At 58.0% G+C, this 15,837-nt stretch carries 14 protein-coding genes and 1 pseudogene; 1 reads left to right on the top strand and 14 read right to left on the bottom strand.

What is annotated here, in order from left to right; translation table 11 throughout:
- Positions 1–7: 7 nt before the first annotated feature.
- The 12 genes and pseudogenes from ADN00_RS03605 to ADN00_RS03655 all read right to left on the bottom strand — a co-directional run bounded on the left by ADN00_RS03605 (position 8) and on the right by ADN00_RS03655 (position 10,880).
- The gene (locus ADN00_RS03605; RefSeq protein ID WP_075061590.1) at positions 8–580 is read right to left on the bottom strand and encodes a thymidine kinase; all 573 of its coding nucleotides are present in this window, start codon (positions 578–580) and stop codon (positions 8–10) included.
- Positions 581–753: 173 nt separating this feature from the next.
- On the bottom strand, positions 754–1,017 hold the full coding sequence (locus tag ADN00_RS20230; RefSeq protein WP_236691479.1) for a DNA-directed RNA polymerase subunit alpha C-terminal domain-containing protein: 264 nt from the start codon (positions 1,015–1,017) through the stop codon (positions 754–756).
- A pseudogene (gene rpmE / locus ADN00_RS20235) lies at positions 1,006–1,230 on the bottom strand (50S ribosomal protein L31); the annotation flags it as partial. The pseudogene rpmE and the gene ADN00_RS20230, both read right to left, overlap by 12 nt.
- Positions 1,231–1,307: 77 nt before the next feature.
- A complete protein-coding gene (gene rpmA, locus ADN00_RS03615; protein WP_075061592.1) occupies positions 1,308–1,571 on the bottom strand; it encodes a 50S ribosomal protein L27 in 264 nt (87 codons plus the stop codon).
- A gap of 5 nt (positions 1,572–1,576) precedes the next feature.
- Positions 1,577–1,894: a 50S ribosomal protein L21 gene (gene rplU, locus ADN00_RS03620; protein ID WP_075061593.1), complete on the bottom strand. Its 318-nt coding sequence runs from the start codon at positions 1,892–1,894 to the stop codon at positions 1,577–1,579.
- 166 nt (positions 1,895–2,060) lie between these two features.
- Entirely contained in the window at positions 2,061–3,956 is a 1,896-nt protein-coding gene (gene selB / locus ADN00_RS03625; protein WP_160317457.1) for a selenocysteine-specific translation elongation factor, read from the bottom strand.
- 16 nt (positions 3,957–3,972) lie between these two features.
- A complete protein-coding gene (locus tag ADN00_RS03630; RefSeq protein ID WP_075061595.1) occupies positions 3,973–5,145 on the bottom strand; it encodes a coiled-coil domain-containing protein in 1,173 nt (390 codons plus the stop codon).
- A 98-nt stretch (positions 5,146–5,243) separates the two neighbouring features.
- The gene (locus ADN00_RS03635; RefSeq protein ID WP_075061596.1) at positions 5,244–6,635 is read right to left on the bottom strand and encodes a proton-conducting transporter transmembrane domain-containing protein; all 1,392 of its coding nucleotides are present in this window, start codon (positions 6,633–6,635) and stop codon (positions 5,244–5,246) included.
- Positions 6,632–7,216 (bottom strand): hypothetical protein, encoded by a 585-nt coding sequence (locus ADN00_RS03640; RefSeq protein ID WP_075061597.1) that lies wholly within the window; start codon positions 7,214–7,216, stop codon positions 6,632–6,634. Before ADN00_RS03640 ends, ADN00_RS03635 begins: the two co-directional genes overlap by 4 nt.
- Positions 7,217–8,809, bottom strand: coding sequence for a hypothetical protein (locus ADN00_RS03645; protein WP_075061598.1), 1,593 nt, complete (start codon positions 8,807–8,809; stop codon positions 7,217–7,219).
- A 20-nt stretch (positions 8,810–8,829) separates the two neighbouring features.
- On the bottom strand, positions 8,830–10,251 hold the full coding sequence (gene hydA / locus ADN00_RS03650) for a dihydropyrimidinase (RefSeq protein ID WP_075061599.1): 1,422 nt from the start codon (positions 10,249–10,251) through the stop codon (positions 8,830–8,832).
- Between the two features lie 41 nt (positions 10,252–10,292).
- Positions 10,293–10,880 (bottom strand): hypothetical protein, encoded by a 588-nt coding sequence (locus tag ADN00_RS03655; protein ID WP_075061600.1) that lies wholly within the window; start codon positions 10,878–10,880, stop codon positions 10,293–10,295.
- A 206-nt stretch (positions 10,881–11,086) separates the two neighbouring features.
- On the opposite strand from ADN00_RS03655, the gene ADN00_RS03660 reads away from it, so the two are divergent.
- On the top strand, positions 11,087–13,345 hold the full coding sequence (locus tag ADN00_RS03660; RefSeq protein WP_075061601.1) for a xanthine dehydrogenase family protein molybdopterin-binding subunit: 2,259 nt from the start codon (positions 11,087–11,089) through the stop codon (positions 13,343–13,345).
- A 59-nt stretch (positions 13,346–13,404) separates the two neighbouring features.
- On the opposite strand, the gene ADN00_RS03665 is transcribed toward ADN00_RS03660, so the two are convergent.
- Both ADN00_RS03665 and ADN00_RS03670 read right to left on the bottom strand, forming a co-directional pair.
- A complete protein-coding gene (locus tag ADN00_RS03665) occupies positions 13,405–14,874 on the bottom strand; it encodes a pyridoxal-phosphate dependent enzyme (RefSeq protein WP_075061602.1) in 1,470 nt (489 codons plus the stop codon).
- 7 nt (positions 14,875–14,881) lie between these two features.
- Positions 14,882–15,835, bottom strand: coding sequence for a glycosyltransferase family 2 protein (locus tag ADN00_RS03670; RefSeq protein WP_082389899.1), 954 nt, complete (start codon positions 15,833–15,835; stop codon positions 14,882–14,884).
- Between the last annotated feature and the right edge of the window lie 2 nt (positions 15,836–15,837).

A 15,837-nucleotide genomic window follows, 5' to 3' on the forward strand; every position in this document is an offset into this window, starting at 1 on the left:
TTTCTCGTTAAGATCGCGGCACAATGTGATGCAGCCGGCAGCGCGCCTCATACATTTCAGACGCGCCCACAATCACCACCGGGTCATCATAACGCGCCGGCTCTCCATTCACCAAACGCTGGGTTCGCGTGGCCGATTCACCGCAAACCATGCAGATCGCGTGCAGTTTATCCACCCGCTCAGCTTTAGCCATCAAGACCGGCATACAGCCAAACGGCTCGCCGCGGAAGTCCAGATCCAGCCCGGCGGCGATGACACGCACACCCTGGTCCGCCAATTGGCTGACTACATCGACAATTCCCTCGTCAAAGAACTGCGCCTCGTCAACGCCCACTACAGTCGTCTCCGGTAATAGATGAGCCAGCACTTCACTTGAATGACCGACCGGGATGGCATCAAACACCATTCCGGCGTGAGAGGCTACCTTTTCCTCGGCGTAGCGCCGGTCAATCGCGGGCTTAAACACCTGCACTTTTTGGCGCGCGATCACAGCCCGGCGTAGGCGCCGAATCAGCTCTTCGGTTTTTCCGCAAAACATTGAACCGCAAATAACTTCCAATGAACCAGTTTCATGCTTCATGAAAACGACCCTTTGCACATGATAGGATGTATCGATTCTACTCTAAATCAGCCGCGGAAAAACATCCGGCAGCGATCTTTAAGGTTGGCGGATAGAAAATCACCCCGTCCTTGCGAACGGGGTGATTCAGCGTTCTTTTACGAGCCCACCCAACGGCGGAGCATCGCCAGAGATTAGACAACCACGTCTTCAGCCGCGGCCGGCAGGTCGTAACCGAACTGGCGCATGGCTTTCTTCATGTCAATCAAACTCTTGCGGCCAAAACCTTCAACATCCAGCAAGGCCTGTTCACCAGCAGCCAGTTTCTCCAACACCTGTCCGGCATTGGTAATACCAGCGGCAGCCAGAGCCTCGACGGCGCGTTTGGAAAGGTTGAAATCGGAAACCGGGCGGTCGGGGGAAGTGCGCGCAGTTTCGCGGGTTTTCTTCTCTTCCATGTGGTCTTGAGCGGCTTGCAAACGGCGGTAGAAGCGGTCTACCTGACCTTCTTTATCCAAAATGCGCTGCATCTGACCGGTAAAGAACGGGTGGCATTTGGAGCAAACCTCAGTCTGGATTTTCTCCTGGGTCGAACCGGTTTTCCAGGTATTGCCGCAAGCGCAGGTTACCGTCGCCTCAGTGTAATATTTCGGATGGATATCCTTCTTCATGATGTATTCCTTTCACAAGGAGTCCCCTGCATCCGTAACAGCCTTATGCGCCGTCACGCTGCAGGAAGAATCGTTAGTTAAGCGGCCTCGGCCGGTTCAACATGAACCCGCTTCTGGCCCGTCGGGAGCGTCTCAAAGACCACCACACCGTCCGCGACTGCGAACAGCGTATCATCTTTACCGCGGCCTACGTTCTTTCCGGGTTTGATCTTGGTGCCGCGCTGCCGCACCAAAATGTTGCCAGAAATAACCTGCTCGCCGCCAAATTTCTTCACGCCCAGGCGTTGTGAATTACTGTCTCGTCCGTTACGGCTGGACCCGCCACCTTTTTTATGTGCCATTGTTCCTACTCCATATCAATAGAATCGATCAGTAGCCGGGTATACTGCTGGCGATGGCCGGTTTTAACGCGACGGCGTTTTTTGGGGCGATAGCGAAACACAATCAGCTTGGGACCCTTGACGTGATCAACCACGGTCGCGCTGACTTTCGCGCCAGACACCACCGGCGTTCCCACCGCAACTCGGTCTTCATTTACATAAAGAAGCACGGTGTCAAGCGTCAGCTTGTCGCCAGCTTCCACGGACAGGCGGTCCACGTCAATCGTCTTTCCTTCGACGGCGCGGAACTGCTTGCCACCACTCTCAACAATCGCGAATTTCATTCCTTTTTTCTCCAATCTTCACTTCTCCGCAGGTCTCGCGGCACGCAGGCAACGCCAGAGTGCGGGTAAGTTGGGGATGATTTGGGTACAGCATAAAATGTCCCCAGCGATTTCGCCGGGTAGAGCATGCAGTATTATAAATGCCAGCGGCGAGTCTGTCAACGATTCAAACCAGGTTGGTTATCCGGCGCGCGTCACCCTCACGGACGGTGATCTTCTGTTCGTCCAGATACTCCAGCAGCGCCACGGCGTATTTCCGGCTGGTCTGCAGCCGGTCGCGCGCCTGCGCCATTGTGAAGGTTGTTCCATTCCCCCATTCTTCCCGGATCATTTCCAACATCCGATCAAAATCCTCTTTGCGAAAAACCACCTCTTTCGACACCGCCAGCAGCAGTCCCTGGCCGGTCAATGCGTTATAAATCTCCTCCCCTACCTCGTCTACGCATTCCTTTACCCCCGGCGGAGACGTTGGCGCGTCCGCGAATTTCTTCAACAGGGTGTTCACCTGGGATTGTTGAGCGGGTGTAAAGCAAATTTTGTGACTGCTCAGGCCTACCAGCCGGTTCGTCTCGCGCAGGCGGTCTTCGGCGGCCCAGCTTTGCAGCGCGGCGTTATATTCGCGCGCCTCCAGCCCCAGGCGGCTTTTTAACTCTTCGCGCAGCATCCCGGCCCGCAGCGGAAAACTCTGGTGATATCGCTCCAGTATGATTGCCATATTCTCGCTCAACGCCTGCCAGGCTGCCTGCGCCATCACCAGCCCCTCCTCAGCGCCGCGCTGCGGCTCGAGCAGCGCCAGCGCGCCCTCACCCACCAGGCCTGCCAGGGCGGCTTTGCCTTCTTCAGCCGGCAAATTGGCCAGCTTAATCAGTTGGGTGCCGGTTACCATTCCGGCGGCCGAGCTGGTCTGCAGCAGAATCTCCTGTGGATTGCCCTGCGCCAGCACCGCAAACCGTTCCAGCACGCTGGCCGAAAACCGTTTATAGCGCCTCTCGGGGTGGGCCTCCACCACCATGCCGCCGCCCAGCGTCTCGCTTGGCGAAGGCCGCCGCAGAAGGTAGCGGTCACCTCTCGCCACCACCACCGGCTCGCTGGTCTCAATTTGCAGCCAGCCAGATTCGCCGGGCGCAATCTCCTCTACCCCCATCACCCGCACACGCGCCACCACTTCTTCCGCGCCAATGAACAGCTTCACCTGCGTATCGTGCTTCAAGGCAATGCTGCTTTCTTTCCGCAGATCAAATTGAGCGTCAAAGCGCTGTGTGGCGCGGTAAAAACCCGGTTTGCAAACCACCAGCCCGCGACGCACCTGCTGGGTATCCACCCCCGACAGGTTAACCGCCGTGCGGCTGCCTGGCTGCGCCTGGTTTTCTTTTTGTTTATGGCTTTGCAGGCCTCTTACCCGCCCGCGGATGCCCGGCGGCAAAATTTCCACTTCATCCCCCACCTTCAAATCACCGTCCAACAGCGTACCGGTAACCACCGTGCCGAATCCGGCCACGCTGAATACCCGGTCTACCGGCAGGCGCGCTTTACCGCGGTTAAGTCGCCGTGGCTGGCCGGCCAGGCTGGCAGCCAGGGTTTGCTTCAATTCCGTAATTCCCGCGCCGCTGCGCGCCGAAACCCGCACCACGGGGGCGCCGTCCAGCACGCTGCCCGCCAGGGTCTCACGCACGTCCATCTCAATCAGGTCCAGCCATTCCGCGTCGGGGGCCAGGTCAATTTTGGTCAGGGCCACCACCCCGGCCGGAATTTTCAAAATATCCAGAATCGCCAGGTGCTCGCGGGTTTGCGGCATAACGCCTTCGTCTGCCGCCACCACAAACAGCGCCAGGTCAATCCCCCCCACCCCGGCGAGCATATTTTCAATAAAGTCACGGTGACCGGGAACGTCTACAATCCCTACCTCTTCACCGTCCGGCAGGGTCAGCCAGGCAAAACCCAGGTCTATCGTCATCTCCCGTTCCTGCTCTTCTTTGAGCCGGTCGGGGTGGGTTCCGGTGAGCGTGGCCACCAGGGTCGATTTACCGTGGTCAACATGTCCGGCGGTTCCAATTACACGCATTGCCATGCTCCCTTGATTAACTGGAGAACGTTTGCTGGTTGCTTTCCATTAATTCTTGCGAGAAGGCAAGCAGCTTTTGCAGGCGCGCGCGTGTATCATTGAGTACAGACTCGAGTGTGTCGTGCATTTCCTGAGTCATATCCTCGACTTTCACCAGGCGCTCGGTCTGCTTCTCAATTTTGCGGTTGGCTTCGCGCTGCATCTCTTCTTGCGATATCGTGTAATTCGTCCAACGCTTCTGGTCATCCGACTTGAAATTCACCCATTCATTGCGGAATCGTTCTTCCACCAGACGCTGCATTTCAGTAATTTCGTTTAACCGCCGCTCAAAGCGCTGGCGCGTTTCTTCAAATGATTCCTGCGCGCGCTTCACGGTGCGGTGCGTGGCGTCCAACGCCTGCATCTGGCTTTCGAGGTCCAACGTCTGGCGGGTAATCGTCTCAAACTGCGCCTGCCATTCTTTCCACATCCGCTCGCGCTCCAGGTTTTGCATGCTTTGCTTTTCAATGAAAGCCACCTGCGCCTGTTTGCGTTCCGATTCCATGGCGGCGAACTCGCTCACACGCAGTTCCAGTTTGCGCACCGAATCGGCGGCCACATCCACCTTGCCGCGCTGTTCATCCTGCCGCTTGCGCAGCACCGAAGTTTCCGCCTGCAAATCCGTCAGCCGCTTGGTGTCCTGGCGGCGGCCTTCCTCCAGCAGCTTGATGGAGCGGCGGTATTCTTCATCCGAACGCACATTCTCGTCAAACTTCTTCTCCAGCTCAGAAATCAACCGCCCCAGGCGGTAATCTTCTTCGATTCGCGCCTGGATCTTGGTGCGCATATCGGGCAGCACCTCCAGCTCTTTGCGCGTTTCGCCAATCGCCTTATGCAGCGATTCCAGGTCTTCGCGGCGCACTTTGTCTGCCTCACGTTCACGCTCAACGCGTTGCTTCTCGATCACTTCAATGGCTCGGCTGTGTTCCACTTTGATCTTTGCCAGGCTTTCTTCAAGCTGATCAATGCGGCTCAGAGCGGCTTCTATTCGCGCTACCTGCGTGTTGATCTCTTTAATCTGGTCCCGCGACTCAGGGATCGCGCTTTCCAACGCGCTGATACGCTTCTCAAGCGTGGCAATGGTGGTTTTATCTTTGCGGCGTTCATCATCCAACCATTCCAATCGTTTGGCAATTTGTTCGAAGTCCATTTTATTACCTCTTTGCCCGAATAATATTTTTGGAAAGCGAGCGGGGTGAATCGGGTTAGCAGGATTGTATACCAGACCCGCCCAATTCGCCAGATCGTTTAAGGAAGGCGGGGGAACGCCCGCAGCATGTTCTGAATCGGTTCGGCCAGCCAGGCCGGGGCCAGGCCAAACAAAATTGTGCCCGCGCTGCCGATGATCACCATCCACGTGTCCACCCAGCGCTCTTCGACCTTTTCTTCTTCCTGATCCTTCTGAAGAACGGTTACCAGCACCCGAAAAGCCGCCGCCAGAATCCCCGCCTGACCAATCAGGAACCAGGCGACCACCACCAGCGAATCAGCCGCCAGGTTAAGCAGCAGCGATGTTTGCCCGTAGAAACCAGCCAGCAGTGGCAGCCCAAAGGCGGTATAGATCGCAATCAGCAGCCCACTGCCTGCCACCGGCTGGCGGTAGATCACCCCGCGCAACGCCGAAAGCTGCATATCGCCGCGCCTTGCCATCAAAGTCATGCTGTACGTCCACAAGCCCAACGAGAACATACGCGGGATCAGCAGCGTGGCGAACAAAGCAAATCCGGCTTCTCGCATCAGGCTGATCGCCAGCAGCGCCAGTCCATTCTCAAAGATCACCGCGTACCCAAACATGCGCCTTAAGTTCTTCTCAAATGCCGCCCACAACCCGCTGGTCACCACCATCACAATGCCAACCAGCCTCACCGCCGTCGAAAGCTGCGGGTAATCAGCCAGCCAAGCGTAACTGTTCAAAAATTCCAAAAATAACACCAGAGCAATGGTCGGAAGAAAACTCAACACAAAACCCGCCGAAAAGGGGTCTGCCTCCGAAGCCATTTGCGGCAGCCAGGTATAAAAGGGGAAACTCGCCAGCAAAAATGCGAACCCCAATCCCAGCAGCACCACAGCCTGCAAGGTCAGAGACTGATTGGCGGGGTTGGCTTCTACGCCCGAGCTGGCCCACCCTGCCAGCAGAATAAACGGCATCGCCAGGGTTTGAAAGATGAGAAACCGCATCACCCCTTTTTTGGCTTTCCAGCCGGGGGGCAGCAGCAAAGGAACACATAACAGCACCACCACCTCTATCACCAGCGCCGCGTACAGAAACGGCTGCACCGCATAGGCCGCTACCAGCAGCGATAGAACTGCCAATCCCAATGGCGCAAAATACGCGTGCGCGCGGATGATCCACCCACCAATGAACCACAGCATGCCAATCGAAAACACCAGCACCAAAAAGGTTGTGTCCGCCTGATCCAGCACCAGGCGGCGCCCCAACAGATTCAATGTGGATTGGATCTGAAACAGGTTGCGGCCGATGCGAATGGATTGGTCAATCGGCAGCACCAGCGCCAGCAGACCCAGCAGCGCAGAGACAACCGTGGCAATCGCCGCCGTCCACGCGCGCTGCCGGTTAAGGAACCAAAGCCCAACCGACACCCCCAGCGGGAACACGACCCAGATCAAAGGCGCGCTCATTCGCTAACCTCCAGCTCCGGCACCGAGATCAGATAGGCCCCCACCAGCGCGATTCCCAAGTTTGCCATCGCCAGCAGACCGGTTACTAGAATCGATGTTTCCACCACAGCGTATAGCACCTCAAACCCGCCCAACACGGTTAATAAGCCCAGGCTGACACGCAAAGGGGTATTAAATAAGCCCAATTGCAGCAGCCCTGTTCCCACCAACACCAGGCCGCCCCACAACATTTCGTCGCGTCCCGGTATCCAGCGCTGAATCTCTGGAGCGATGGAAAACATCAACACCCACACAATCACCGCCGCCAGAACACGGAAGATTTTCCCGGATACATTGGAAAGCGGATCGCTTTCCACAACTTCTTCTTCCAAATGATTAGCCGCCAGCATCGCGCCGGCCATCCAACCCACCACCAGCTTGACCGCGGCCAGGCCAACCGGCCATTCCAGCGCCACCAGCCAGAAAATCCCTATGTACTGCACCGCCAGGCCGATTAAAAAATTGCGCCAGCGATGGGCCAGCAGAATTAAAATAGAACTGGCGATTAAGAAGAAAACCGGCAAAACGTGGATCGTTAGCATCTATGGTGTGCCTCCCCGGTACAGGAAAGAGACCAACAGCACCAGCAATACCATCGCCCACAAAACGCCGCCATCTCCTTCCAGCATGGTCACGCCAAACTGCAGAATCCGCTGAATTACACGAAAGACCCAGTTACCAATGCGATAAACCCAATCCAGGCGTAAGAGGTCAGCCGAAAACCGCCCGGCGCGCCGCAACACCGCCACCACCCACGGACTGCGTTGCGCCAGAGTTGCGCCGTAGCGCTCCTGCAGCACAACACCCCCAACCGCCAACCCCAGCCCCATCGCAGCGGCCCACCACACACCGGCGGTGAAGAAACTCGCGGGCAAGATCAGCATTAAAGCCCAAAAACCCAGAATCAGAACCAGCAGTCCGGCCGGATAGACCACCACCAGCCATCGCTCCAGTATCTCCGGTTCGCGGCCCAGTTTCCGCGTGTGACGCAAGTATCCAAAGAGGAGCAGCGCGTAGGCCAGCAGGATCAGTCCATTCGCCAGGCTCAACGGCCGGGCCGCCAATATTTCATAAAGACCCGCGGCAGGAGTGAACGGCAGGCCCGCCATGCTCAAGCCCGCTGCCAGCGGCAAATACACCATCCACTGCCGGCGCTGCGTGAATAAGAAAATCACGCCCCCCAACAAGACCAGCGTCATACCCGGAATCACCGATTGCTGCGGGCTGCCATTCAAGACCAGGCTGACCGCCACAGATGCCATCGAGATCAGCCAGAACGGCCGGCCGCTAATTGCGTCATTGGCCGAGGCCCACATGATGGCCGCGTACAACGCGGTGATGGCTGCCAGCGAGAGCAGCAGCGGCGTGCTGCCGGCCAGTTGAATGCTAACCGGCAAATGGCCCAGCAAAACCAGGCTCGAGGCCGGCGATGCAAAGCGGATCAGCGTGCCCAACCCCCGCCGCACTTCCAATTCTTCGGTGAACGGCACATGCAGCGGAATCACCCCCATGCGCAAGCCCACCGCAATCAGCAGAAAGATGGCGCTATCCGGGAAAATATTAGCAAAGTCCAGTTCGGCCCCGCGAGACGCGCTGTAAGACATGGACCAGATCACCATCAGCGTGCCAAACACGCGCACAATGAAAGCAGTTGCCACGCGCTCAATTTTTTGCGCGCTGCGCGCGTTCGAAAAAACCACCCAGCCTTCCATTAAATCTATCGCCGTCCAGGCCAGGATCATCGTGATGGGGTTGTTCGCCATCACCCCCAGCAGCGCGGCCCCGTTCACCGCCAGCGACCCCACCCACAGCAAAGGTGTGGCCGGTTCTTGCAACCGCGCCGATTCCGTCAGCATCACGGCCAGCAACAGGCTGCTCAACGCAAAGGCGTATGGCCAGGAGAATTCGTCCAACTCCCAGGCCAGTTCAAACGGAGCTTCCAGCCCCGTCTGCCAGACCGGTAGCGCGAAGGGGTCGGGGTTGAACCAGTGGGCACCCAGCACCAACCCCCAGGCCAAAATGGAGCCACCCGCAGCCGCCAGCCACAAATACGAAATACTCGGACGAAATTGGGACCACACCAAAATCGCCAGGGCAAACAGGAACAGCAGCAAAACGGGCAGGAGTACAAGCATAAGCGAAAACAGGTGCTAGATTATAACACCTCTGCCGATGCGTCTCGGTGCAGGTAGCGTCCCATGCCGGCTTTGCCCATCCATTTCTGGCCGTCCACGATCAGCTTGCCGCGCAAGAACACTTTCTCCGGGTAGCCTTTCAGCTTCCAGCCCTCAAACAGGTTGTAATCGGTGCGGTGATGCGCCACCTTTACCCCATATTCCAGTGTTTTCTCCGGGTCCCAAATGGCAATATCCGCATCAGCGCCGGGCATTAACGACCCCTTGCGCGGATACATGCCAAAAATCTTAGCGGGGTTGGTGCTGCACAGCGCCACAAACTGGTTGGCCGTGATCTTACCGCTGCCCACCCCGTATGTCCATAAAATTGGCAGACGATCGCCAATGCCCGGCAGACCGTTGGGAATTTCTGTGAAATTGTTCTTCCCCAGTTCCTTGCCCGGAATGGCCACTTCCTTGCCTTCATAGAGGATCGGCTTGGTGCCGTCATAAAAGAACGGGCAGTGATCAGTTCCAATCGTCTGGATCGTCCCTTCCATCACGCCTTTCCAGATACGCTCATTATCGGCCTTGCTGCGCATGGGCGGCGAGCAAATCCACTTCGCGCCGTCCGGGCGCTGTAAATCTTCCAGCGTAAAGAACATGTACTGCGGGCAAGTTTCGCCCATCACCGGCAGACCGCGTTCGCGCGCGTACTGCAGCATATCGGTTTCGCCGCCGGTATTCATGTGCACCAGGTAAAGCGGCGCACCGGCCTGTTCGGCCATCGCGAAACCGCGCAGGGCGGCTTCCACCGCCCCCCAGGCCGGCCGCGTGTGCGCGTGCCATTCCGTTGATATGTTGCCATTGGCCAGCGCCTCTGCCACTAACTGTTCAATCACATCACCGTTCTCGGCATGCATCATGGTTAAATATCCCCGCTCACCGGCCATGCGCAGCACCCGGAAGATATCGCCATCTTGCAGGCGCATGCGATTGTTGTAGGCTGAAAACACTTTGATCGATGAAATTCCCTCTTCGCCCAGCACATGAAATTCTTTGCGCACGTCATCATTCACCCGTTCCACATTCATGTGAAAGCCGAAGTCAATCGCCGCCAGATCATCGGCGCGCGCGTGCCAGCCGTCAATATTCTCGCGGAAACTGCCAGGCCCGTGTGGAATGAAATCAAGCGCCGTGGTGGTGCCCCCAAACGCGGCCGCCTTGTGCCCCGTGTAGTGATCGTCCGAGCTGACCGTACCAAACATGGGCAGGTTGAGGTGCACATGCGGGTCCACACCGCCCGGCATCACCAGCTTGCCGCTGGCATCGATCACCTCGGCGCCCGCCGGGGGCTGCAGGTTTTTACCCACCAGCGAAATCTTCTCGCCCTCGATTAAAATATCAGCCTCAAATGTATCTGCGGCGGTAATTAAGGTGCCGTTTTTAATGATTGTTGTCATCACATCCTCCTGAATACAAATATGGATATTCCGAGAGAAAACTACCACTCAACGGCTGAATCTTCAGAAATCTTGTCCAACGCCCCCAGCATCGCCAGCAGCGCCGCGTCAATCTCCATGCCGCCTGGTACGTCAGGCTGGTAATGTTGAGACTTTTCGGCCCGCTCGCGCAGCGCCTTCCACAGCAGCTCGCGCTCTTCCGTCTTCACCACCAGATCTTTCAACTCGCGCGCTTGCAGCAGCATTTCGCCCGTGGAATACAGGAACGTGAAGCGCTTCCAGTAGCTGGCCACAATGGGAACGCTCAGCGGCAGCAGACCGCCAACCTGGATTTTGTAATACTCTTCTTTGGCTCGCGGGTGATCCGGCTCGTCTCGAAATAACTGCGCGCGCGTTACCAGTTCGTGGCCGCGCACCGGCGCCAGCCACTCAATCTTCCAGCGGTGATCCGCTCCAAACGCCGCCGTCTGGTAAAACGCCAGGTAATCGACATCCACCACCTTGGGCGCCGAGCGCAGCGGAATGCGGTACCAGCCCAGCACTCTGGCAATTTCCAAATCACGCGCAGACGGCATGACCGCCACAAGAATAAGGGAAGAGGGATGCACTTGCAAACCAAAATTCGCCATACTTTGCCTGCTCCAACGCGGTTGCTGCAAAATTAATTATAGTGTACCACTTTCACAACTTCGATATTTTGTCTAAGCCCGGCCGTTCTCTTTCCTTTCTCCCCGCGCCCGCTAAAAATCCGTTCAACTCCGGGTTGCGCCCGCCCTCATCCCCCCCGTATAATCAATTCAAAGCGCCTTCCATATCCCCGTTCAGGAGATAAAAAATGCAGCCGAATTCCCTCATCGGACAGTCCGTTCCCCGCATTGACGCCCGCGAAAAGGTAACCGGCCGTGCCGCCTACGCCGCGGACATCCCCCTTGAACACCCCGCCTGGGCGGTGGTGCTGCGCAGTCCCCACCACCATGCACGCATTCTGGAAGTCAACACGACCGCCGCGCAGGCCATGCCCGGCGTCTATTCGGTCATCACTATCGAAGATGTGCCCGGAGAAAAAACCTTCGGAGACATCATCCCCGACCGCCCTGTACTGGCCTCCGGCAAAGTCCGCTTTCTTGGCGAACCGGTGGCCATCGTCGTTGCCGAAACGCAAGCCGCCGCCCAGTCCGCTTGCCAGGCCATCTCCGTTTCCTACGAGCCGCTTCCCGCCGCGCTGGATATCCCCGCCGCCCTGGCTCCCAACGCCCCAGCGGTGCACCAGCCCGGCAACCTGCTCGATAGGGTCTCTGTTTCCACCGGCGACCTGGAGCAGGGTTTTCGCCTGGCCGACCACACCCTCGAAGCCGAATTTACCCTTCAGCGCGTTTACCAGGCCTACCTCGAGCCGGAAGCCTGCACCGTGCGCGTCGACCCCAACGGTATGCTCACCGTGTGGGTCACCTCGCAGAAGCCGTTCTCTGACCGCGACGCCATCTGCAAAGTGCTGGCCTTGCCTGAAGACCAGGTACAGGTCATCAGTGCCGCGGTGGGCGGGGCTTTCGGCGCCAAAGAAGACTCGTCTCTCGCCATTCTGGCCGCCCTGGCCGCTTGGAAAACGCGCAAAAACCTGCGCCTGGTCAACACCCGCTCCGACTCATTTCTGGCGCACCCGCGCCGTCACCCGGCCAGCCTGCGCTACCGCGCCGGTTTCCGCGCCGACGGCCGCCTGACAGCCCTGGAAGTCCACGCCGACCTGGACACAGGCGCTTACGCCTCTTACGGCCCGGCGGTAATGCAGCTCTTCACCGAAACGGTTCCGGGGCCTTACCACATTCCCAACGTCAGCGTAACCTCACGCCTGGTTTACACCAACGCCCCCATCTGCGGCGCGTTCCGCGGTTTTGGCGCGCCCCAGGCCGCCTTTGGCATTGAATCGCTCCTGGACCGCATCGCCGCGACGCTTTCGCTCTCTCCCATCGAAGTCCGCCGCCGCAACATCTGGCAGCCCGGCGACCTGGCCTACACCGGCGTGCCCGTCAACCAGCCCGAAGCCCTGCCCGCCATTCTGGATCAGGCCGAAACCGAAATGAACCGCCTCGCGGCCATCCCCGCTGCGGAAGGGTGCAAGGCCGGGGTGGGGTTCGCCCTCGGTCTTCAAACGATGGGGCTGGGGTTCCGTGTTCCCGATGACACCTCCATTTGCCTGGAGTGGCAAAGCGATGGGCGCGTCAAAGTCTTCCTGGGCGCTGCTGACCTCGGCCAGGGGCTTGCCACCGTGGCCGCCCAAATGACCGCCCAGGCGCTCGGCCTTTCGATGGACATGGTGGATGTATCGGAACTGGACACCTTCAACGTCCCCAACAGCGGGGTTACCTGCGCCTCGCGCATGACCTACAACGTGGGCAACGCCATTCTTCTCGCCGCCGACCATGCAGTAGACGCCCTGCTTTCCGCCGCGGCTGGCTACCTGGGGGTGGAAAAATCCTCTCTGATCTATTCCGGCGGCCGCATTCAGCGCGTTGACGCGCCCTCAGCCACGGCCATCCCATTCAACCTTCTCGCCGGAAGGATCATCGCCGAAACGGAAAGCCCCATTCAGGGCATGGCCACATTTTCATTCCCCTACAGCCCCAACACCCCACCCGATTTACCGTTTGGCATGCCGCACGTTAAATTTGTGTTTGGCGCCAACGTCATCCGCGTTGAAATCGATCCGCAGACCGGCCAGGTATCTCCCACCCACGTTACCGCCATTCACGACCTGGGCAGAATCATCAACCGAGCCGGGGTCGAAGGGCAGATCACCGGCGGCGTGCTGCAGGGCCTTGGCTACGCCTTCAGTGAAGATATGTGCCTGGCCGCGCCCAACCGTTGGGTAGACCGCTTCTCAGAGTACCTCATTCCCACTGTGTTGGACGCGCCGCCGGAATTAAAGACCGTTCTGCTCGAATTTCCCGAAGAAAGCGGCCCCTTTGGCGCCAAAGGCATTGGCGAAATTGCTATGGTGCCCACCGCCCCGGCCGCTGCCAGCGCGGTGCGCGCCGCCACCGGCACACCGCCCGCGCGCCTGCCTATCACCCCCCAAGACGTCATCTCCCTGGCTTAACAACAAAGGACGCCCATCGCGCGGGCGTCCTTTTTCGTTCTTTTGTTGTCTCGCAGCGGTTACTTCAACAGGCCGGTCATGGCGTTAAATTCGTTGATCAGCTCGTCGATTTCCTCGGTCTGAGACTGGAATTCAGTCCAGTAATCGGGAGCGTACCATTGATCAAGAATCTCTTCATAGGTCTTGCCCTGCTGTTCCACCCAGGTGTAATACTTCAGGTTGTGCACCCGGCGGCGGTCCGCGTAGGTCAGCTCAAGCAGGTTGTCGATGCGCTCGCCGTGCAGGTAGCGGGCGTAGTGTTCGGCAGCGTCAGCTTCCGTGTATTGGCCGTATTCTTCGTGCATTTCCTTTAAGCGGCTGCCGTACAGTTCCATCGAGTCGGTCAACACAGTCAGAACAACGTCGTTCTCGCCCCACTCATAGTATTTAGCCATCTTGATGCTGGAAAGCACATTGGCAATACCAGAGAAACCGAGCAGGTCTAACTGCGGCACCAATGCTTCGGGGACGCCTTTCTTCACAAGATAGGCGCGCCCGGCCGGCTCGTTGAACAGGCGCGAAATGTTCACCACCGCGGCGTCATCAATCGCCATCACCATGTCGGTGTTCTTGACGTTGTGAATCCACGGCACGTGCTTGTCGCCAATCCCCTCGATGCGGTGCGCGCCAAAGCCGTTCTCCAGCAGGGTGGGGCACTGCAGCGCTTCACTGGCGGCGATCTTCGAGGTGGGGTAAAGCTGCTTGATAAAATCGCCGCAGCCAATCGTGCCCGCCGAACCGGTGGTCAGCGCCATACCTGCGTAATTGTCTTTGGGGCCCATTACCTGCTTCAATACTTCTTCCATCGCGTGGCCGGTTACTTCATAGTGCCACAGGTAATTGCCAAACTCCTCAAACTGGTTGAAGATCATCAAATCTTCACCGCTGCGGCGCAGTTCCCAGCATTTATCGAAGATTTCTTTCACATTCGATTCGGTGCCGGGGGTGGCGATAATCTCACCCGCAACCGTCTTCAGCCAGTCGAAGCGCTCGCGGCTCATGCCTTCGGGGAGAATCGCGATCGATTCGCAGGCCAGCAAGGTCGAGTCATACGCGCCGCCGCGGCAGTAGTTGCCGGTGGAAGGCCAGACCGCTTTTTGCGTTTCGGGGTCAAACTGGCCGGTTACCAGGCGCGGCACCAGGCAGCCAAAGGTGGCGCCCACTTTGTGCGCGCCGGTGGGGAACCATTTTCCAACCAAAACAACGATGCGGGCGGGAACGCCGGTGAGGCTGCTGGGCAGCTCCAAGTAATTCACGCCGCCAAACTGACCGCCAAACGATTTCGGCTCATTCTTCCAGGTAATGCGGAACAAGTTGCGGGCAGTAACATCCCACAGGCCAATGTTTGCCAATTCAGCTTTAATCGTATCCGGGATTAAATCCGGATTTTTCATCTGCGCGAAAGTCGGGATAATGATATTGCGCTCTTTCGCCCGGCGAACCGCCTTCTTGCGTCGGTCTTCAAAAACAGTTAAATCAATTTTTGCCATTCCTTCATCACTCCTGTTGGTTAGGTTGAGAATCGTTCGTGGGCGCGTCGTGCACAATATAGAGGGGACGCCCCTTCACTTCATCATAAATGCGGCCAATATACTCACCCAGGATCCCTAACGAGATCAGTTGAACCCCGCCTAAAAACAACACCGAGATCAACGTGCTCGCCTGGCCCAGAAATGCCTGGTCGCCCATCAGGCGCATGATAATCACCACCGGGATCGCCAGAATGCTGACCCCCGCGCTGATAAACCCCATATAAGTAGCCACCTGCAAGGGAAAATACGAGAAGCCGGTAATCGCGTTCAGCGCCAGCCGCAGCATCTTCTTGAACGGATACTTCGTCTCGCCCGCCATCCGCGCGCGGCGCTTATAGGCCACCCCAACTTGCCGGAAGCCCACCCACGCGCTCATCCCGCGCAAAAAGCGGTGGCGCTCGCGCATCGAATTCATCACATTGACCACCTGGCGGTCAAGCAGGCGAAAATCTCCCGTATCCAGCGGAATATCGACATCGGTAATGCGGTAGATAATGCGGTAAAACAACGAAGCGGTGAACATCTTGAACCACGTTTCGCCTTCCCGCTCTGCCCGCACTGCGTATACCACCTCATAGCCTTCGCGCCACTTGGCAATCAAATCCAAAATCACTTCCGGCGGGTCCTGAAGGTCTGAGTCAATGATCACCACAGCCTTGCCCCGGCTGTAATCCAACCCCGCCGTTACGGCGAGTTGGTGCCCAAAATTGCGGGCAAAGATCACCGGGCGCACGTGCTCATCCTCTTTGCCCATCTGCCGGATGATATCCGTAGAACCATCCTTCGAGCCGTCATCCACCAGAATCAGTTCCCACGGCTCCCCCGTCTGGTTCATCACCTCGCTCACACGCTCTCGCAAAGCGGGTAGATTTTCCCGCTCGTTGAAAACCGGGGCAATAATGCTGAATGTAGGCTGCATCA

Source organism: Ornatilinea apprima (genome assembly GCF_001306115.1).
Taxonomy (GTDB): Bacteria; Chloroflexota; Anaerolineae; order Anaerolineales; family Anaerolineaceae; genus Ornatilinea; species Ornatilinea apprima.

Bases quoted from the DNA above. Each gene is read 5' to 3' on its own strand.
- ADN00_RS03605 (WP_075061590.1), bottom strand. From the start codon at position 580: ATGAAGCATGAAACTGGTTCATTGGAAGTTATTTGCGGTTCAATGTTT.
- ADN00_RS20230 (WP_236691479.1), bottom strand. From the start codon at position 1,017: ATGGAAGAGAAGAAAACCCGCGAAACTGCGCGCACTTCCCCCGACCGC.
- rpmA (WP_075061592.1), bottom strand. From the start codon at position 1,571: ATGGCACATAAAAAAGGTGGCGGGTCCAGCCGTAACGGACGAGACAGT.
- rplU (WP_075061593.1), bottom strand. From the start codon at position 1,894: ATGAAATTCGCGATTGTTGAGAGTGGTGGCAAGCAGTTCCGCGCCGTC.
- selB (WP_160317457.1), bottom strand. From the start codon at position 3,956: ATGCGTGTAATTGGAACCGCCGGACATGTTGACCACGGTAAATCGACC.
- ADN00_RS03630 (WP_075061595.1), bottom strand. From the start codon at position 5,145: ATGGACTTCGAACAAATTGCCAAACGATTGGAATGGTTGGATGATGAA.
- ADN00_RS03635 (WP_075061596.1), bottom strand. From the start codon at position 6,635: ATGAGCGCGCCTTTGATCTGGGTCGTGTTCCCGCTGGGGGTGTCGGTT.
- ADN00_RS03640 (WP_075061597.1), bottom strand. From the start codon at position 7,216: ATGCTAACGATCCACGTTTTGCCGGTTTTCTTCTTAATCGCCAGTTCT.
- ADN00_RS03645 (WP_075061598.1), bottom strand. From the start codon at position 8,809: ATGCTTGTACTCCTGCCCGTTTTGCTGCTGTTCCTGTTTGCCCTGGCG.
- hydA (WP_075061599.1), bottom strand. From the start codon at position 10,251: ATGACAACAATCATTAAAAACGGCACCTTAATTACCGCCGCAGATACA.
- ADN00_RS03655 (WP_075061600.1), bottom strand. From the start codon at position 10,880: ATGGCGAATTTTGGTTTGCAAGTGCATCCCTCTTCCCTTATTCTTGTG.
- ADN00_RS03660 (WP_075061601.1), top strand. From the start codon at position 11,087: ATGCAGCCGAATTCCCTCATCGGACAGTCCGTTCCCCGCATTGACGCC.
- ADN00_RS03665 (WP_075061602.1), bottom strand. From the start codon at position 14,874: ATGGCAAAAATTGATTTAACTGTTTTTGAAGACCGACGCAAGAAGGCG.
- ADN00_RS03670 (WP_082389899.1), bottom strand. From the start codon at position 15,835: ATGCAGCCTACATTCAGCATTATTGCCCCGGTTTTCAACGAGCGGGAA.